At 47.0% G+C, this 20,049-nt stretch carries 15 protein-coding genes and 1 CRISPR repeat array; of the genes, 12 read left to right on the top strand and 3 right to left on the bottom strand.

Translation table 11 applies throughout. The features are described 5' to 3' along the window. Window positions 1-17: 17 nt before the first annotated feature. Window positions 18-422 carry a DUF5675 family protein gene (locus O5O45_RS31635; RefSeq protein ID WP_305903224.1) on the top strand — a complete coding sequence of 135 codons (405 nt, stop codon included), beginning with the start codon at window positions 18-20 and terminating at the stop codon, window positions 420-422. After that, window positions 422-952 carry a hypothetical protein gene (locus O5O45_RS31630; protein WP_305903223.1) on the top strand — a complete coding sequence of 177 codons (531 nt, stop codon included), beginning with the start codon at window positions 422-424 and terminating at the stop codon, window positions 950-952. The genes O5O45_RS31635 and O5O45_RS31630 overlap by 1 nt, the downstream gene beginning before the upstream one ends. Window positions 953-1,068: 116 nt before the next feature. Here the strand turns inward: O5O45_RS31630 and O5O45_RS31625 are convergent, their stop codons facing one another. From O5O45_RS31625 to O5O45_RS31615, 3 genes are all read right to left on the bottom strand, one after another. After that, the gene (locus O5O45_RS31625) at window positions 1,069-2,652 is read right to left on the bottom strand and encodes a hypothetical protein (RefSeq protein ID WP_305903222.1); all 1,584 of its coding nucleotides are present in this window, start codon (window positions 2,650-2,652) and stop codon (window positions 1,069-1,071) included. A gap of 357 nt (window positions 2,653-3,009) precedes the next feature. Next, a complete protein-coding gene (cas3f, locus tag O5O45_RS31620) occupies window positions 3,010-6,129 on the bottom strand; it encodes a type I-F CRISPR-associated helicase Cas3f (protein ID WP_305903221.1) in 3,120 nt (1,039 codons plus the stop codon). A 2-nt stretch (window positions 6,130-6,131) separates the two neighbouring features. Further along, a complete protein-coding gene (locus O5O45_RS31615; RefSeq protein ID WP_305903220.1) occupies window positions 6,132-6,956 on the bottom strand; it encodes a WYL domain-containing protein in 825 nt (274 codons plus the stop codon). A gap of 92 nt (window positions 6,957-7,048) precedes the next feature. On the opposite strand from O5O45_RS31615, the gene O5O45_RS31610 reads away from it, so the two are divergent. The 10 genes from O5O45_RS31610 (at window position 7,049) to O5O45_RS31570 (ending at window position 20,049) form a co-directional block, all read left to right on the top strand. Beyond that, window positions 7,049-8,161, top strand: coding sequence for a hypothetical protein (locus O5O45_RS31610; RefSeq protein WP_305903219.1), 1,113 nt, complete (start codon window positions 7,049-7,051; stop codon window positions 8,159-8,161). 3 nt (window positions 8,162-8,164) lie between these two features. Then, window positions 8,165-9,004 (top strand): type I-F CRISPR-associated protein Csy2, encoded by an 840-nt coding sequence (locus O5O45_RS31605; RefSeq protein ID WP_305903218.1) that lies wholly within the window; start codon window positions 8,165-8,167, stop codon window positions 9,002-9,004. A gap of 2 nt (window positions 9,005-9,006) precedes the next feature. Continuing rightward, a complete protein-coding gene (gene csy3 / locus O5O45_RS31600) occupies window positions 9,007-10,086 on the top strand; it encodes a type I-F CRISPR-associated protein Csy3 (protein ID WP_305903217.1) in 1,080 nt (359 codons plus the stop codon). A gap of 17 nt (window positions 10,087-10,103) precedes the next feature. After that, on the top strand, window positions 10,104-10,676 hold the full coding sequence (locus tag O5O45_RS32075) for a type I-F CRISPR-associated endoribonuclease Cas6/Csy4 (protein WP_371747911.1): 573 nt from the start codon (window positions 10,104-10,106) through the stop codon (window positions 10,674-10,676). After that, entirely contained in the window at window positions 10,673-11,632 is a 960-nt protein-coding gene (cas1f, locus tag O5O45_RS31595; protein WP_305903216.1) for a type I-F CRISPR-associated endonuclease Cas1f, read from the top strand. The genes O5O45_RS32075 and cas1f overlap by 4 nt, the downstream gene beginning before the upstream one ends. An 83-nt stretch (window positions 11,633-11,715) precedes the next feature. Continuing rightward, complete coding sequence (locus O5O45_RS31590) at window positions 11,716-12,855, top strand: ISAs1 family transposase (RefSeq protein ID WP_305903215.1); 1,140 nt, start codon at window positions 11,716-11,718, stop codon at window positions 12,853-12,855. A 118-nt stretch (window positions 12,856-12,973) separates the two neighbouring features. Next, window positions 12,974-15,101: direct repeats of the CRISPR family, unit length 28 nt; unit sequence GTTAACCACCGCACTGGTGGTTTAGAAG. 941 nt (window positions 15,102-16,042) lie between these two features. Beyond that, the gene (locus O5O45_RS31585) at window positions 16,043-16,720 is read left to right on the top strand and encodes a type I restriction-modification system subunit M (RefSeq protein WP_305903214.1); all 678 of its coding nucleotides are present in this window, start codon (window positions 16,043-16,045) and stop codon (window positions 16,718-16,720) included. Between the two features lie 71 nt (window positions 16,721-16,791). Further along, a complete protein-coding gene (locus O5O45_RS31580) occupies window positions 16,792-18,057 on the top strand; it encodes a tyrosine-type recombinase/integrase (protein WP_305903213.1) in 1,266 nt (421 codons plus the stop codon). Beyond that, window positions 17,996-19,780, top strand: coding sequence for a site-specific integrase (locus tag O5O45_RS31575; RefSeq protein ID WP_305903212.1), 1,785 nt, complete (start codon window positions 17,996-17,998; stop codon window positions 19,778-19,780). Before O5O45_RS31580 ends, O5O45_RS31575 begins: the two co-directional genes overlap by 62 nt. Beyond that, a complete protein-coding gene (locus O5O45_RS31570; RefSeq protein WP_305903211.1) occupies window positions 19,777-20,049 on the top strand; it encodes a hypothetical protein in 273 nt (90 codons plus the stop codon). The genes O5O45_RS31575 and O5O45_RS31570 overlap by 4 nt, the downstream gene beginning before the upstream one ends.

Raw genomic sequence — 20,049 nt, 5'->3', positions numbered from 1 at the left:
CGCGCAAGGAGCAAACGATGATTGAGGCAATAATGATCCGCGATGAAATTCACTCGGGGTGTATTCTCAGTACGCTGACAGTGAAAGGAGCGACGTTTCAGATCCTTGAGCGGCCCTGGTTGGATAACCGGCCGAAGGTGAGCTGTATTCCCGCCGGCGTCTATGACGCGACCTTTATGGAGCGCTCCAGCAGCGGCAAGTACAAGAACGTGTACTGGCTGCAGGATGTGCCAGATAGAACCGGCATCCTGATTCACAATGGCAATATTGTCACTCACACCCAGGGATGCCTTCTGATTGGCGATCGCCGTGGCTGGCTCTCTGGTAAACCTGCCGTCCTCAACTCTCGATCAGCCCTTCATGCTTTCACCGAACTCCTCAATAGAGAACCACTGCGGCTGACAATTCAAGGGGAACACTAATGCTGGAAGGACTGCTGGCGCTGTTTTCCTCGTCAGGCTTAGGCGCGTTGGTGGGTATGTTTGGGAGTTGGCTAACCAAACGAGAAGAACGCAAGGATCAACAGTTCAGACTCACCTATGAGCTGAAAATGGCCACACTTCGCAAACAGGAAGCGGAGCTCCAGTACAACCATGAACTGGCGCTGGCGGACAAACAAATTCTAAGAGCGGACACGGAAGGGAGAATAAACAGAGATATCGCGGAGACCACGGCGTTCAAGGATGGGCTTAAAGAGCAGAGTCAAACTTATGGGATGTGGTTTGTGGACGCTATCCGGGGCCTGATGCGGCCTCTGATTACTGTCTATCTGCTTATTTTGGCGACGTTTGTCACCCTGAATATTAGCCGTCACCTCGGTGGGGTTAGCGCGCTGAGCCCTGTCGATTTAATAGTCCTATACAAAGAGGCCATCGCGCAGATGTTATTTCTGACAACGACGGCCGTCACTTGGTGGTTTGGATCAAGGCCGAGTGCTCTCAGAATTAGATAGTTTAAGTGGGATAATCTGTAATAGCGATATGTTTTGTAAGCGAGAAGCTAGAAACCGTTGGATTACTCAGGATGTAAGATTAAAATTATATTTGTCTTTAAATTTTAGAATTAATGTCAGGTTAATGGCAGATGAGGGCCACAATAACCAATTGCAATTATTTTTTTCTCTGAGTCCCAATGAAAGTGCACTCTTATTGTTTCCTTGGCACTATCCTTTACTCCAATTTTTAAATGTCGAAACATCGTAATTGGCATGTTATTGTAGTTAAAAGTACGCTTACTTTTTAACTGTCTGTTTTTCATGACTGTTTCTGACTCTTTTGCTGCAAACTCGCATTCAGAGAAGACTTTTTTTGCCTCGCACTCGGGTCCAGAACTTATCGCGTCATAATATTCAGTGCAGAGCCTCCAGAGGAGGTCAACTAATTTTTCACCATACTCAAACGACTCAGACTTTCTTGATGATGTCCAAGCGCTGTCAAGCACTTCAACGCGATTATTGAACACTTCATTTATGAAGTTTAATGCATTTTCTGGTGTTGTATTTTTAACCAGCTCTAGCGCAGTCTCTGGCTTTAGTTTTATTTCAACTTTTGCACCATGGGAGAGTGAAAAAACTTTCTGCTTGAGCCTAAATATTTCATTGGATTTATCATTCACCTCTTCTTCAAGCTCAAACCATTTTAAATATTCCTCGTCAATTTGAGCTTGATACTCTTTGTGGAGATTTTCGACAATATGATCATGCTCTTCAATTTGAGTAAAGGCCTCCTCTAGTAGGCTCTCCAAGTCAGTCTGAGTTTGAGCATTTTTCGAACTTTCCCTGAGGAATAGTAATCGATCTGCAGCACGTTTAGCCCTAACATCATGTGATGAAAAATGCTGTCTTTGACGGTATCCATTCGAAAAGTGAGTTATGTGTGAGAGGACTTCTTGGCACACATTACCTTTCTGACTTGCTATTTCATCTAAATCTACCTTCCGCAGTAACTTTGTCTTACACCAGCTACGCCCGAAGGAAGGGAATATAATGTTGATAGCACCATCCCAGGAGCTATACCTGCGGGTTAGTTTTTTTGCCATTAACCACTTGTCTGACTCAGGATTGCAAAAAACAACCTGAGCCAATCCCAATAATTGATTTTGTAGTTTAATAGGACTGACTACTGGTTCTTCTGAACCATATGTGCTAATTAAAACAAGAGGGTATCTTCTTTCTTCTCGCTCTATTTCGCTGAGAAAGGCTGCAAGACATGCATCGCTTGTCTCTAAGTTTTTATATTTTATACCAAAAGTGGATGATGATAGTTGACAGTTATTTTTTACATATTCTATCAATAGTGGCCTTGTAGCTGATGGAATGCTTCTTACCTGAGTGCTAATATCGCTAACTTCGAGAAGGAGGGTAAACTCTATATTATCTGAATTTACACGAATCCCAATTTCGGTATTCCAATATCGACCTTTCACTTCTTCGTCAGGATGCGAAAGTATTATGCTATATAACTTTGGAGGACGAGCGTCTGCAACAAAAGATTTAATTTTGTATTTCTCAACTTCGAACTCACTTCCTGATGTAAGTTCTTCTTTGTGAAAATGCTCCCTTGTGATCTTCTTAAGCCAGCCGATAATGCTTCCTACAATGCTGTCAAATGAGTTTTCTCCAACTATATTAAGTTGGTTGACATATACAAGCATCGAAAACTCCTTAAATATAGAGTTACTCTTGCATAACTTTGGGGCAATCAGGATAGAGATCTATTTTATATACTAGCTTGGTTTTTTTGATATCCACCATGAGCGCTTAATGAATGGTTTCATAATGTTAAGATGGGTTTTCATTTGTACTGCTAATACAATGTGCGCCGAAAGATTGTAGTATTTTATGTGTATTTTTAAAATTTTATGTTGGCTTGATGATAGGCATCCCACTTTAAATGCCCCCCAACTATACATATCTTTCTTACCTTCTCTTTTTTTTAATCTACTTACATATGGTTGTGTTCTCGCTAATTGCTTGCCGCATTTAGGCAGATCTTAGTATTGGTGTCTAGTTCAATACCCTCCAAGGAATCGATCAAACAGGGTCAGCTCTTTGTTGCTTCTTTCAAAGGTCAGAGCCGAAGCCCTGTAACTTTCATTCTCAATTGTATCTGCCTCCTCAATGACCTCTTCTAGATCCTGTATCAGCCAATAGGGATTTGCAGGCTGCGAACTTTCTATTTTTTTTGTTGTAGTGACCCACTCGTCTTTTAGTGTTTTTCTTTTCTCATGCAACAACGGATCAGGGCTCTCTTCCTGGAGTGAAATGCGATAGATAAATGCAGCGCTCCTTTGTCTTAAAGGGTATCGCTTATAGTGACCTATAGTGATCCATGTGAGTGGGCGTGAGGCGTCAGCACGAATGACCTTTATGGGATTATCCAGTCTAGTTTTGACACTGTTCTCGTCATACTTGGCAAATTTACATTTTTCCCCTTCTACGCCGAATTGCAACGTTGCATCAAGTCTTTCTAACTCTTCACCAAGAAGTATGCATACATCATGGGTTTCGTAGGGGAAATCAGCTGGTTCATTACCAGGATGAAAAAATGAACGCGCCTTTTTTTCCAAATAACGCAGATTGTATTGAAGGATGGTGATGTTAGGCGTTGTCACAGAGATTAGCCGGTGGCGATTGACCCTGCCTGCAAGCTGGACGATTGAATGTACGGACGATGGTTCAATAACCGCCCAGTCAAAGTCATGATCTCTTCCCACTTCTTCAATTGGCGTCGCTACAACAATAAAGAGGATGTCATCACCCGGGGTCTTAGCGACTCGATCTTGGATGTCTGGGTCGCTAAGTAATGCACTGTTACTGCCATAAGTCTGTTCTGGGTTGCGCTTAAAAAGTCTGTCTAGCGCTTGCTCCTTCCGAAACTTCCTTAGTGGCATGTCAACTGAGTGGTATGCTGTCACGTGAATACACGGATGTTTGCCAAGTCTTCGGGCAATCTCAACACATGTTTTTACTTGCGCAACCCGAACTATTCCGAAGGAAACCCTCTTACCCGCGATATAGTTCCACCTATGGTTTTTATGCATCTCAAACACTGACTCTTCGATAGCATGGCAGAAAGTGTCAAATGCCGGGCTAGGACTATTGGGAAGTGGAATTTTTCTAAACGTCGGCATTCGATATATGGGTTGCTCGCTGACGCGCCGCATTTGAGCTTGCAATCGGTCGCGATAAGCGTCGTTAAAAGCACATTTATCTTTCAATATGACGGAATGCGGATCTAAGTGATTATCCAGGAATGCAACGCGTACTTCCGGTGTCGCGTTGCGCAGCGCCGCGTACATTTCCACACCAGACTGGTATGCTTCAAACAGTGCATTTGCCACCGGCTCAGCTAACGTCGCACTGGAGGCTATGATATTGCGTCCGAAAAGCGCGGACATTTGAACGACTCGCAATACCGACACCAGTGATTCAGGGTCATAACTGTCGACTTCATCCAGTATCAAGTCACTGCTCGCAATGCGTAACAAAGCTTCTGCGTGATGGCCTTGCTTGCTTAAATCTCCAGCGTTTACCAGGTAGTCCATCGTTGACACCAATACAGGAGAGCCCACCAAATCACTCAAATGGGGGCGATTAAGAAGTAAGGTTCTTAACCACGCAGGATTTTCTGCTACTCCACCTGTCGTTTCGTACTCCAATTCAAGCTCGTTATCCTCGTCATACTTCATTCCAGCGTCATGTAACGCCTCTGGCAGGCGGTCTCCTATCACACAAGCCACTTCGTCCTCTCCCAGCCCCAGTTGGCTTTTCAGCGCGGAGTGAGTTTGTAATGTGAGTGTGCGTAGATTGAATCCTGCGGCAATTCGAAGGGGCTCCTCTTCTGGACGTAAAGCGGTTAATGCTTTCACGTTCATTCTCGTTTTCCCGGCGCCGGTTCCGGCAAGATTGAAAATCAGCGTGGGTATGAAGTTTTCCGATAGATTACAGAGATGGCTAACTGCGACATCTTGCCAACTAAAACGTTCTGAGCAAGATGGTGAAAGTATCTGATCGCGTGATTGTTGAGTGACTCCAGGCAGCCCTGAATTTACGAAGTAATGGACATACTCTGCAGCGCGCATTCCAACGTTACTTAGGTGCCACTCTAGCGATTGATTGAGTTCGCAAGCTCTCTGCTTTTTGGAGCTTCTGCTCCTTCGGAAGGACTGAAAGTTAAGGGATTTTGTATTCGCAAATAATGATGATTTTTTTCTTAAATTTGGCGCTGGCGTCCTACTGGAAACCTCGTGGTCAGCTAGGATCAGGCCTGCTCTGGATATAATCGCAATAGCTCTCCAATAGGAAGGGTCATCCTGTCGATCAATATGCGCCTGCTGTAAACGCTCGGTAAGTCGAGCCAAACGACCCAACAGCGCCATATCTATGTCTGCTGCTGGTTCAAACAAGCTATCATCATCTCCCATACCATTCAGGCGCTGAGTATGCTCCTCATTCGTCGGAGTATCGCCGCTATTCTTGGGCTCAGATGGACCCAGCAAGCTATGGTGAGTAAGAACTATAAAATCCAATGCATCGAAAACACTGGAAATAGGTTTGAATGTTGTCCCAACTTTGAAAGGCATATCATTTTTCGCAGGGTCGTCTTTCAGGGACTGCCATGCAATGCTCCAATCAAATAGCTTTAATCGTCTCATCCATTGATAGAGCTTCATTGAAGTCCATTCGTGACGGGTGCGATCTTTAATGATCACAGAGTTTTCTGTCAGCGCTTGGTGCAGTTTGTGCTGAAAGTGGCGTGACGCCTTGCCCACATCGTGATCAAACCCACCTGCTTGGGCGACCAGACAGGCAATTTTAGCCCATGGAGGAAGTTGAGGCTTAGCTCGGCTGCGCGTACCGATGGCAGCCTCACCTTGAGCTCCAAAGGTGCTCGACTTGCCCACCGTCCATAGCAACCGCATCTGTTGCATCCCTTTATTGCGATAACATGCGACAGCCGTATGGCGCGAAGCCTGACGCCGTATTACCAAGCGGACATCATGTAAAGCCTCTTCGGTAATAGGCGTAACCCAACAACGGTCCGCAATTCTTATCGCATATCGATCAAGTATCGCGCGAGTGCGCTTTAAGGCTTTTTTTTCACATTGTGAGACAAAAAGTACATGCATAACTAGGACTGCTTCTGTAAATCCACCACAGGAGGCCAGATAATATGGTCCGGTTGGTTGTTAGCTTTATCCATATAGCTACGCTGAAAGTCGAAAAGAGCGTCCTCAGATAGCTGTATTTCTCCTCCGCTATTTAGACCTAATTCTTGTCTCAGAGCGGTGCATTGATCAGGAGTCAATCTGGGGTCCAGCTTCACGAGGTATCTCGGCGTCGCTGAGTGACCGGTTTCTAGTAATAAACTCTTAGGTTTTTCTCTTTCTGAGAAGGCCGCTTCCAGTATTCGCGCCACTACAAATGTCTTTACTTTAAACGAAAGATCTTCGAGATCATGGGCTCTGATCCTCCATTGCCCGCGAAATACTTCAAACGCGACTGGCACAATAGTTCTCCATCGTCCCGACTCACCAATGCGCAGCCCGACGTAACGAATATCCAAGGGCCTTTTTTGAATTGTTGCTCTGATTATTTCATGGGCTGTGTTGGAGGTGACTTGTACAGGGTTGCGTAGAATAACTTCTATTATCTGAAGCTCATCAGGGACCCTCAGACCGATCAATGCAAAATTGTAGGGGTCGATTTCTAACAATTTGAGCATGGTGAGAGCGCTGGCGTCGCGAGGAATTGGCGCACGTAAGGCTATTTCTATGTGCTTTGGCTTTCTAACCAAAACACTCTTCCATTCTGCTCTAGAGAGAGCGTACTCCATGACCCGATTAGCTGTAGGTGGACTCAATTTGCAGGCGTTCACAATGTCTTTTCGTGTGACCCGCCCCCACCATATAGCCCTTCGAAGGATAAATTTTGCAGGGTTATCGTAGTTATTCATAAAAACGTATCATCCTGACGCGTTGTCTGGGTTGTGGGGGCTCTTTTCAGAGTTTAGTGTCCATTTGGTCAATATCAACGTGGACCGACTATATGGAGACTCCAGATGAAAGTGAAGTTGAGCTTCTTTGCGACTGGATGCAGTCAAACCTTTTCCATTTCTCAACTAAAACAATAAATTCCAATGCAAGCTCGGGCGGGGTCAGACTAACTTCAGCCCACGCAATAAACCTGCCATATATTAGCGTGCGTACCTTACTGGCTGAGGGAAAGGAAATTGGGTTGGACTATGTCGGTAACGCCAGTGTCCATGCCGGAAAGTTTAAGCGAATTCGTCAACTACGGCTGGAGGCGCCGGGACCTAGTACTGATACTGAGTCTGCGCGCCAAAGAATCGCTGAGAGCTACAAGTTAGCAACTCAAAGCTTCCTCGAAGATGGCACTGACTCAATTAGCCCGCGATTAAGACAAATACTGATCCCGATGGAGTCGGATTATGTCTCGTTGACGCCCCTAGGCTCTGCAGGACTGTGCGAATACATATCCACAATTTCTCGCTGCCGAGATGATATTCGGAAGCAACAGGAAAAAGAGTATGAAAATAGTAGCGGGGGCCAGAAAAAGCGAACAACTATTCGGTATGACGCGCGCGTAAACTCTTTTTCCATAGGCGGAAGTAATCCGCAAAATGCTGGAGGAAGAGTGAGATCTATCCGTCCTTTCGTGTTTAGTGATGTCCCAAGGACGACACCAAATACGAGGTTAGCTTTCCGCCTCTTTTATAAAGGCTTTAAGCCATTTATACCCAAGATTATGGTCTCGAGTTACGCAACTTGGCTGTTATCACGAGTGAAAGAGGGAAGCATGATCAACGCTAGGCTACAGGAAGAAGAGCGAAGCCTCATAAAGGCCTTGTTAAGCGCTATGGAAAAGCAAGCGGATAAAGCCCGTCGCGTTCTAAATGCTTACCAGAAAGATTTGCCATCCATTCAGAAAAATTTAGAGAACGAGAATTCCTATTTCCTGAGTAACGGCTGGTTAGACCCTACCAAGAGATCGCCATATTGGCGAAAGGAGCGGGCGAAATGGCTGGTAGGTCAATTGAGGGAGTCGAAACTAGAAGACAAGCGAACCGGGGATATTGTTGGCTTAGGGCTATCTCCAGCTGATCAACATCGATTAATAAAGCTGATAGAGGGGATGTGAGCTATGCGATATGTCGTTATCCCCCAAATTGAAGTCCAACGGGCAAATGCATTGGCTACGCCTTGGTGCGTTTCTCTTGCTCCTGTTTTCGCCTGTACGATGCTTGGCCACGCATTAGGAAGATTCCTTGGTATCCAACCTAGTGCAGTTGGCGTCCTTCATATCGACGCCCAACTACTCGCGGAGTCTGAACTACCTAAGGGTTACGGCTGTTATCCTCATCAGTTCCGCGGTGCAACTTATATAGATAAGAAAGACTACAGCTCAAAAAACAAGTACGCCATTTCTCTTCAGCCGACAGCCTCCATGAATTTAACCGTTTCACTGGTGCTTACATTTAATGACGAATGCCCATCCGGTAGTGATGTTGAGCGTGCATTTCAGCGCTGTCGGTTGGCGGGCGGTGTCATCATCCGCCATGGGCGTATCTCAATTTGCGAGTCTCTGAGTGATGATGGCGGCGTTTTCACGTTATTACGTTCGGGTTATTGGCTGTTAGACCGGAGTGCTGAGTTAGTAGCAGGGGAGCAAGGGCGTGTAGAAAATCTATTGCGATTGGTTAATGACTCTCCTGGCTTGGATGAAAATAAACAACCTATAAAAAAGCGCTGGTTATCCCCGGCAGTATTGGGGTATGCGGCCATCACTAATTTTTCTCAAAGAAAACTTGTTCGCGAAAATAAACTTCACGCTTTCGCAGAGCCATTAGTAGGGTTAGTCGAGTATGTCACTGCCAATCAAGTTGCTACATCTAGTGACCTATTCTGGCGGGGAGCGTGGACTGACAAAGATGTGTTTACTGTGACGGCTCTCTCTGCCAATCAAATTAATAAGGGGCACTAAATATGACTCACACTACGTTTAATAAATTGCCTGCCGTATTAAGTTTTCAAAGAGGGGTAATGATCTCCGATGCTCTGTTTTTTAATCGTCTGGAAAACGGTGATGAAACGCAGCTGATGGTGGTGAGGCATGGTATCCGTGGCACGCAGAACGTGAACTCGGATGCAAAGAAAGAGGTCAGCAATATTCAAATTACTGAATCCGCCAAGACTTCAAGAGACGCTGTCGGCGTTTCCGTTAAGTATGACTTTCGAGCTCAACCATTATCATGGTCATTGTTTGCCTGCGCAGGCGAGAAGCATCAGGAACTAAAATCAGCGTTGGATGGTTTTATTGATCGCGCTACCACAAGCGAAGGCCTCCAGGAAGTAGCGCGGAGATACGCAAGAAATATTCTCAATGGGCGGTGGCTATGGCGAAATAGAATGCTTGGAGCCTCAGTGAGGGTCAAAGTGTCAGAGCACGCATCAGAGAATGTGATTGCCGAAGTGGATTCTCTCTCTATCCCCTTACATCACTTTGATCAATATTCAAAGGAAGAAACGACAATCGGAAGTCTGATAGCTGAGAATTTGAGCGGAAAAAACGTTAACTCTTTCCTGGTAACGGGGATGATTAGCTTGGGCTTTAAGGGAGCTGTCGAAGTATATCCTTCTCAAAACTATATTGAGTCAAAGCCCAGAGGCTTTGCGAGATCACTATATAAACTAGGTGTCCCCGATCCTGTCTATAAAGGCTCAGCTGGCTTGCTCGAACTTAATGATATCCGATATATGGGGCAAGCGTCTCTGCGCGACCAAAAGGTTGGCAACGCTTTGCGAACAATCGACACTTGGTACCCTGAATATGATCTACACCAAAGACCTATTCCAGTTGAACCGCACGGTGCGAATTTGGATGCTCAGGCCTTTTTCCGAAGAGAGGGCGCCGCTCGAAAGGCTTCGGCTTTCGAGTTACTGAAAAGGATCTCTTTGCTGGACCCAAATACAGACGATGGAATGTTTATGATCGCTAGCTTAATTCGTGGAGGGGTCTTTGGTGAGTCTGAAAACAACGATTCAAGAAACAAGGCTGCTAAGTAGTTTGGAGGGTGACTAGAATGCTTCCACTATTCTACAGCAATATTGAGTTACGCAGTGGGTGCGGCATTGCCCCACCCATCCTTGCTGGTTATGTGGTAGGAGTACTACACCGACACTACGCGAGTCATCCAGATTGTTACGCAACAGGTTTTCCTGAACTAAACGATGGAGATAGGCCATCACCAGGAAGCGCTATAAGGGTATTTGCAGAGTCCAGAGATGCTTTGGATGCTGCTCTGGATGCTCTTGAGGGTGAGCGGCGTCTGAGTGGCTTAGCTATTTCTGGCAGGATTCGCGCTGCACCTAATCAGTGGGAAGGGCCTTGGGTTGAGTACCGACGCCACCGCATTCCCGCACGGGTTGGAAAAAGCGAACAGCATCAGGAAAGCCGATTGCGCCGGAGAGCTAAGCGATTGGCGGAATCGCAAACGCTGCCCTACTTAATGTTGACCAGTGCGTCTAACTTGCAGCGATTTTCGATTCATATTCAGTCGATAACTTATGAGCAAAGCGCCGTGTCGTCTAACAAGCCTGATGGTTATGGGTTGTCTAGGGTCAATTCAAGAGTGTTGCTACCTAAACTCACATGAAGACTTCCGATAATAATCAATTAAAAAAAGTTCGCCCTCGTGCAGTTATGCTTTCTAAGAGGGCGAACGTTTTCTACCTTGAACGCGCCAGAGTAATGCAGGTTGACGATCGTGTGGTTTACCTAACGGAAACTGGAGCAGAAATTGAGAGCATGTTCAATATACCGGACAAGAACACGGCCTTTCTATTACTAGGCAAAGGAACGTCAATAACTGACGCTGCTATTCGCAAGTTTGCCGAATCGAATGTCTTGGTTGGTTTTTGCGGAAGCGGCGGCTCTCCGTTATTTGGCGCGTTAGATATCACATTCTTGGCTCCACAAGATGAATACCGGCCCACTCAGTACATGCAAGGCTGGATGAGCCAATGGTTGAACGAAGCTCAGAGATTAGCTTTGGCGAAAGAGTTCCTTATGGCTCGAGTTAATTGGACATTAGAGCAATGGGACGCCCGTGGTTTGGTTGCGCCAGATAGTCTGATCGACCGTTTTGAGAGAGGCATCAGACAGGCGCAGGATACCCCGCACTTATTAGCGGCGGAGGCTATGTGGGCGAAAGACTTATATAAGCTACTAGCAAGGCAGTTCAAACTTGAGTTTCGTAGGGAAGAAGGAAAGCGTTCAAAGGAAACCATAGCGGATGGTGTGAATGGATTTCTAGACCACGGGAATTATATTGCTTACGGCTATGCTGCTACTGCATTGCACGGGTTGGGAATTCCATTTGCTCTACCTGTTCTTCATGGGAAAACACGGCGAGGAGCTTTGGTATTTGATGTGGCGGATATTATAAAAGACGGTCTAGTAATGCCTCTGGCGTTTGAGTACGGCAGCAAGCGATCTAAGGATAATGTATTTCGTGCAGACCTAATTCAAACAGCACAAGAGAAGGGCGTTTTGGACTTCCTGATGGGGTTCCTTTCTGAGGTGGCAGTTAAAACCAAGTTAAGTCAGTAAGCAGGCAAATCGCACTATGTGGTTGAATAGTAGGCAGTAAATTCATAGAGTACGCCTCTTTTTCTCCCCTAATAAGGACTGTTATGGGCTCTTCTTTAATTGACGGCGTTAAACACCATTTCTCCAGCCTTTCTGATCCTCGTCGAGAGACGCTCAATATGCGGCATAATTTCTATGATGTTCTCACCATCGCGCTCTGCGGGATCATCTGTGGGGCTGACGATTGGGTTACCATCACTCGGTTTGGCGACGCTAAAAAAGAGTGGTTTGAGTCTTTTCTGGAGCTGCCCAACGGCATTCCCTCCCACGACACCTTCAACAACATCTTTGCGAAGTTAGATCCCGAGGCGCTAGAGATAAGCTTTCTATCCTGGGCTTCGACGCTGGCGGAGCAGATTCCAGATGATCAGATCGCAATAGACGGCAAAACGTTACGGCGCTCATACGACCGATCCTCTTCCAAACCCGCCATTCATATGGTTAGCGCCTGGTCGACAGCGAACGAACTGGTGTTGGGACAGGTGAAAACTCAGGAGAAGTCCAATGAGATCACTGCTATTCCTAAACTGTTGAAGGCATTGTCATTAAAAGGAAGTCTCGTCACCTTGGACGCGATGGGATGCCAGCGGGAGATCGTGAAGCATATCCGTCACGCGGAAGCAGACTATTTAGTGGGTGTGAAGGAAAATCAGGCCTCATTACACGATGAGATTCACGACCGGTACGTGGACGCTGAGGCTAAAGGCTTCGGCGAGGATTTTGTCGACTTTGTATGCGAACCAGGGCGCGTTGAGGATGAGAAGCGGCGCTGCCGCGTTTCAACGAATCTGGAGGGTCTGGAAAAGCAACAAAGTCGCTGGCAAGACCTGAAGAGTTTCATCGTCGTAGAAACAGAGCGAATGGAGTCAGGACAAAGAACGCTGGAGCGCCGCTTGTATATTTCGAGTCGAGAAGGCGATGCGAGATATTTCCTGAATGCGACGCGAAAGCACTGGCACATAGAGAACAAACTGCATTGGGTGCTGGATGTAGCGTTTAAAGAGGATGACTCGCGGCATCGCATGGGACACAGCGCGGAGAATTTAGCGGTGTTGAGACATATGGCGTTGAATTTACTGAAGAATGAGAAGACGGACAAAGGAGGTATAAAAACTAAGAGGCTACGAGCAGGCTGGGATCATGGTTACTTAAAAAAAGTGCTATCGGGCCTGGCTACTTTGTAGCCACATAGTGCGATTTGCCTGAGTCAGTAAGTTAGGCTGGAATGAAGAAAAGCATCTATCCTCACGGAAAGTTGAGGTAAGTGCTTAAGCTCTTTAACAATTTGTCTAATTTACTACAGTTAACCACCGCACTGGTGGTTTAGAAGACATCGCGACCATGGGCCGGGGATTTGTTGATGTTAACCACCGCACTGGTGGTTTAGAAGCTGCCGAGCCTCCTCTCAAGCAAATCTTAAGTGTTAACCACCGCACTGGTGGTTTAGAAGCCAATCATTCCAAAAATATACATAGTTTCAACGTTAACCACCGCACTGGTGGTTTAGAAGGTTAAAGCCAGCAAGATGATCACCGGCGAGAAGTTAACCACCGCACTGGTGGTTTAGAAGAAAGACGGCGACGCCGTCCGCGCTATCCTTCCGTTAACCACCGCACTGGTGGTTTAGAAGTACGCCAACTTCTTCGCCAGGCGGGCCGAGTTGTTAACCACCGCACTGGTGGTTTAGAAGATATGGAAGATGAAGCCGCTTTGTCAGCTTCCGTTAACCACCGCACTGGTGGTTTAGAAGGTCTGCATCCAGTAGTCCCGCTAAATACTTGAGTTAACCACCGCACTGGTGGTTTAGAAGTCCTCGGCTCGGGTTCAATCCGCGATCAATCAGTTAACCACCGCACTGGTGGTTTAGAAGTGTTGACGTTATCAACTGGCTGCTCCCACTCCGTTAACCACCGCACTGGTGGTTTAGAAGACGTGCCGACCCAGCATGTTAAAGCTGTGACCGTTAACCACCGCACTGGTGGTTTAGAAGTTCCTGCATGCTTTTACCGATCCCTAGAATCCGTTAACCACCGCACTGGTGGTTTAGAAGACGGACGAATACTTCAGAAATCCACTGACCACGTTAACCACCGCACTGGTGGTTTAGAAGGTATCGAGATCGTAACGAGTTGCCGTCGTATCGTTAACCACCGCACTGGTGGTTTAGAAGATTTTCAGCGAGAGTCATGTTTGGGTCTTCTTGTTAACCACCGCACTGGTGGTTTAGAAGCGTCAGATCTCACGCAGTGAACCCGTGTATCCGTTAACCACCGCACTGGTGGTTTAGAAGTCTGGCCGCTGCCATCTCGCCGGGGCTCCAATGTTAACCACCGCACTGGTGGTTTAGAAGTGTAGCAGATTGTACTTGCATGCATATTGACAGTTAACCACCGCACTGGTGGTTTAGAAGAGTGAAGACCAAGTAAGAAACCGACGACTAGCGTTAACCACCGCACTGGTGGTTTAGAAGAAACTGTTGAGTATGATTGACGATCTCCAGCCGTTAACCACCGCACTGGTGGTTTAGAAGGTTGACGTACAGCGAATTGTAAACGCCATTGAGTTAACCACCGCACTGGTGGTTTAGAAGTTCTGGACTCATGCAGGCCTCTTTGGGATTACGTTAACCACCGCACTGGTGGTTTAGAAGTCATCGAGGCGGCCCGCGCTGCGCCCATGTTGGTTAACCACCGCACTGGTGGTTTAGAAGAAAAATCCCACGCTAAGAGTGCAGATCGCTGGGTTAACCACCGCACTGGTGGTTTAGAAGTTCTGTAGCTCGTGCCACTTGAGATAGAGCTTGTTAACCACCGCATTGGTGGTTTAGAAGAAGAACCAAGAAGGCGTCGCCCGCAAGATGGAGTTAACCACCGCACTGGTGGTTTAGAAGTATATGGGAGGGCTGCACGGAATTATATGGGAGTTAACCACCGCACTGGTGGTTTAGAAGTCAAAACGGGTTGACCAGCGACAGGGTAACGGGTTAACCACCGCACTGGTGGTTTAGAAGAGATCGAGGGAATCGAGAATGACAAAGTTATTGTTAACCACCGCACTGGTGGTTTAGAAGTTGATGGACAACAATGCGGGGGTGGTGTCCCTGTTAACCACCGCACTGGTGGTTTAGAAGTCCCTCAGTTGCCGCATTTTTTCTCGTATAGCGTTAACCACCGCACTGGTGGTTTAGAAGTGCGCTGCGCTTCGGCGGCTCGCTTCGCTCGAGTTAACCACCGCACTGGAGGTTTAGAAGGCGTGTTTTAGAGCGGCTGGCGGGAGGCGAGTGTTAACCACCGCACTGGTGGTTTAGAAGTCCAGGAGCGCGCCGCAGATCCGCGCCTGGTCGTTAACCACCGCACTGGTGGTTTAGAAGGTTATGGGATGAGGAAATAGACCAATGGTGGAGTTAACCACCGCACTGGTAGTTTAGAAGGCGACGAGAAACTCGCGGTCGGATAAGTTCAGAAGTACCTCTCGACGAAACAACGAATGAATTAGTGTGGAAAGTGCAAAATATAGGACATCGCTATTGAGAGACATATACACCAACAAACACGAGACTTAAGGGAAGTATTTCGTTTGACTAGACCGGGATTACCAACTGCTTTTAGCTAAGACCACTTGACTGTTGGAGAGTTTGAACGTAGCTGAAGGAACCCCCACAAGCCAGCAGTATTAAGATATACTACCGTCAACATGGTTTGATCCAGGTTGCCGTCCCACCACCAAATTCAAAAGGCCAACCTTCTCGGGTTGGCCTTTTTTATTGGGCTGTGACCCGTCCTGAATAGAGTTGACACGTTCCAGCCCTGACTTTGGGAGAATGCGATGAGTCCGTGGTTATCTATAACTGGGAAAGGCCTCATCTGGCCCTGAAATACAAAACGCCCGATGCAGTGTACCGGGCGTCCTGAGACGAAATAGGTGTCAGATTATTCCAGGGCTAGACCCATAGCCGCCAAGCGCACTACTTCATTCAAATAAAAGCTTCTTTTGGGCTGACCAAAAAAAGCGCTAACAGTTTTTGCTGCGCTTTGGTAAATAAAGCATCTCCAACGCTTGTTGATGGCATAGCTGATTTTCGCTCTCTATAAGCCCCAAAGAAAGAACAGCCCCTTTTGGTTTTAGAGGGTTTGCAGGCAACGGGCGCTCGTTATTGGCAAGGTGCGCTACATCTGGAGGTCGCCACGGCCCCTACTCGATGGCTCGTAAAACAACGAATAAGGGTTAAAGCATTAGCCTGCGTCTCCCCGGATTATTTTGCTGGGCGCCCTATGCCCCGATTTCGCACGTCAGCTTGGCATGTCCTCAACAGGGGGTTTGCATGTAATATGCAGGCCCGAATAAAGGCTTAGCGCAACTAAAGTTACTTTTATGGCAAAAAGAACCGAAAAAAGCACAGCGAACAAGAAACAGAGAAGTTTCGAGCAAACATTGTGGGACACCGCCGACAAGCTCCGCGGCAGTGTGGAATCGTCTGAATACAAGCACGTGGTGTTGTCTCTGATCTTTCTGAAATTCATCAGCGACAAGTTTGAAGAACGTCGGAAGGAGTTGATTGAGGAAGGCCACGGCGGCTACGTGGACATGGTCGATTTTTACACCATGAAGAATGTGTTCTATCTGCCGGAGGAGTCCCGCTGGGAGTTTATCAGCAAGAACGCCAAGCAGGATGACATTGCCGTCAAGATCGACACGGCCCTGCATACCGTGGAAAAGAACAATAAGTCCCTGCGCGGCGCGCTGCCGGATAACTATTTCTCCCGCCTGGGGCTGGATGTCAGCAAGCTGGCTGCCCTGATCGATTCCATCAATAACATCGACACAGTGGAAGACAATGAAACAGACGTGGTCGGGCGCGTTTACGAATACTTCCTGGGCAAATTCGCGGCGACCGAAGGCAAAGGCGGGGGCGAATTTTATACTCCCAAGTGCGTGGTCAAGCTGATCGCCGAAATGATCGAACCCTACCATGGCAAAATCTACGACCCTTGTTGCGGCAAACGTTACATACCATGTCTTAATCGCACACCATACATGCTTCAATGGTGACAAATTAGACCGCTCCATGCTCAGAAGTGATTCCTTCCTGAACGGCATTGAGTTGTCGAAGGGGGAAATGAATGGCCAGCCTTGAGCAAATCAACTACCAGCCACATCGAGCAGAAATATCGGACGGCTCGTTACAGTGGGCTCCATTAAAAAGAAAACCCATCAGAAATCTTCCCCAAATAGTCTGGGAAGATAATTCAACCTGGGCTGAAGCTAATCTTTGGGCCCTGGATCAAGCAACATCTTCAAAACGGGATCTGAAAACCGTTCGATCCAATATGTCCCACCTGCTTGCCTATGCTAAATGGCTAGAAGCAGAGTCAATCCAATGGTGGTATTTCCCAGAACGAGAAAGTGAACGCTGCCTTGTTCGCTTTCGCGGAGCACTTGTTGCCGCCAGAAATAATGGTGAGCTTGCTCCAAGCACAGCATCGCAAAGGATGGCAGCAGTCATCCGTTTCTATAAATGGACACAGTCGCGTCGATTAATTTCACCAGAATGGCCAATGTGGGAGCAGCGATTTGTTGGTATCAAATTAACCAATCCGTTTGGTCTCGAACATACCATGCGAGTTGCCAGTACAGACCTTGCCATTCCTAATCGAAAGGTCGCTGGGGCCATACAACTTGAGGATGGTCTTCTCCCAGTAACTGTTTCGGCAATGAAAGAAATACTCGCGCTGGCAGATCGCAGCGCAACCGAAGAGCTTTCGTTAATGCTACGTATTGGTTTCTTCACAGGGTTACGCATTGGCTCAATTACCGACCTGAAGGTTCAAACTCTTCACAACGCAACCATGGTTCCAGAGGTCGGTTGGAAGCGATTAGCTGTTGGCCCTGGTGCTAGGCCACCTGTCTCAACCAAATTTGGGGTTTCTGGTTCAGTGCCAATTCCAGAGGAGCTTCTCGAAACACTTATTGCCTATTCAATGAGCACGAGACGGCTAAAGCGCCAAATGTTAGTGAATCCCGAAGATCAGGATCTGCTATTCCTCACTCGCTATGGCAATTCGTACAGCGGAGATGATAGCCGAGCGGTTAATGTGGAAATGTCTCGTCTCCGATCCGCCGGTAAAAAGGCTGGGCTGCATGTGATGCACGGCTTTCACTTTCATCGCACAAGAGCCACTTTTGCCACAGAGTTAATGCGCGTGGCGCTAAAGTTCATGCCTGTCGGTGATGCCATCCAGTTTGTAAGGGAGGCATGTCTGCACAGAGATGAAAGTACAACGATGAAATACATCAAGTTTATAGAGGCAAACAAAGCAATGGCAGATGCTGCCGATGCGTTTTCAGAAGCCTTTATGGGATTGGCAAAAGGGCGTGCAAATGCATGAATTAGATCTTACTTTCCCAGGAATGAGCCTGGGTACGCATCAAATCCCCTGGAACCTGAACATATTACTTCACTATGGTGCGGCGTGTTTGCCGAGAAAAAATGCGATGGAAGCGATACATCATTCCTCAGCTGATGATGTTGACCTTTTTCGTATTCCAGTTGTATGCGCATTCCATGAAGCCATTTCCAGTATGATAAGTCAGGGGCGCTCTCGTGCACTTATCGAATCCAGTCTGGAAGTGCTTTGGCGATTCTTTGCGTGGTCAGATGTTAACTCATTGACTATGTCTCGAGATGAAGTGGTAACCAACTTCAAGAAGTGGTCGGAACACCAAATATATAGATCAAAAGTCAAAAAGGAAGTGTCTGAAAATTACGCTTACAGGCAGACTTCAAGGTTAGCCAATCTCATCGCAAGGGCTTTAAAAATTCCTGGAACAAACCCTAGCGGCGCACTTTTGATCCAAACAAGGATCAGAAAGCCGCGCTCAAAAAAGAGCGTGATGACCAGCAGCGCAGATAAGCAAAATCTCAGCAGTACATTTGAGTTTGGTCATTGCCTGAGGTCGATCTGCGACGCCTTGGATTGTGCGACGGTTAGAGGACGACTACCAATCCGCATTGCGCTGCAAGGTGGCAAGACCTTGGTGGTTGCAGGAAGCCTGCTTAATCCTGAAATGGATGTCGAATCTATAGAGTGCAACACAGTCAGAAAAAATGCCGAGAAAGCCAGAGCGCCATTGGCGGAGAATGAAAGCCTTTTCGATCGACATAAAAGATCAGGAATACTGAATCTAAGGATAGAATCAGAGCTTTTGATATTCATTGCACAAACAGGGATGAACCTGACTCAGGCATCGGCGCTTGAAAGAGAATCTTATCGCTGGAAGTCTAACGGTGACGATCTGGAGGTTTTCCGCGTATATAAGGGGCGGCGTAGCGGAGAAGCCGTTTTTCGTTGCTATCGCTCTTATAAGAAACATCTCGAACGATATTTACAATGGCTTCATGATACTGGGTTTACTGAACATGATAACAGGCTATTCCCTTTGCAAAGTCGAGGCATGATTCGCGCAAAAGACTCAAAGGTCAGATTTTACACGTTGAAAGAATCCTTCAAGAAAATTGATGCTCAATTTTTTGGCCCGCAGGAGCTGCGGAAAACCAGAGTAAATTGGCTCCTAAGACGAAGTAACGATCTCGAACTAACGGCTGAGCAAATGGCCCACGACAAGGAAGTTCTTTTGCGTGATTATGAAAGGCCGCATCATCAATTAGCGGCATCCGAAATAGTCCGGTTCCACGCATCAACAGATCCAGTCTATACACCGCCAGGTCCTGGTATATGTGTCGACAAAGGTCGCTCACCAGAGTCGATCAATGGTATGGCTAAAGACGCGCCGAAACCTGATTGCATTAGCCCAGAAGGCTGTCTTTTTTGTACTAAGCATCGTGATGTTATGAGCCAGGACTATTGCTGGAAGCTTGCCTCGCACGCAAAGATAAAGAGCCTGGAAACAAACCTTTATAAACCACCAGAAAGACAAGACCTTCATCCTGCATACCGGGTTATTGAGAGAATAAACAAAAAACTTGAAGCAATTGCGTCTGGCAGCGAAATACGAGCCATGTGGGTGAGTGAATCCCGGGACTTGATTCGTGCTTGCAGATATCACCCATATTGGAGTGGCCATATTGAACTGATGGAGGTGATTGCATGAATCTGGCTTACTTCCCAGGATTGCAGATTGAATCGGCCTTATCAAAAGCAGGCGCCCTGAATTTCAAGCCTGAAAGCAGGCCACCAAGCCCAGATTTTCCCGTCGTTATAGACGCCTATGGCAATATTGTGTCTCGATACGGTGACGTGAGATGGGATCTTTCACCCTGGTCTGGGCACACTCTCACCATTTACTTTGGGGATGGGCCTGGTCAGGGAAAAAAAGTTAGTCCTCAGAATGCGGAGTTATTGCGTAAAGTTGTAGCCTGA

Source organism: Hahella sp. HNIBRBA332, from assembly GCF_030719035.1.
Lineage (GTDB): Bacteria > Pseudomonadota > Gammaproteobacteria > Pseudomonadales > Oleiphilaceae > Hahella.
This window is presented reverse-complemented; position numbering and strand designations above follow the sequence as displayed.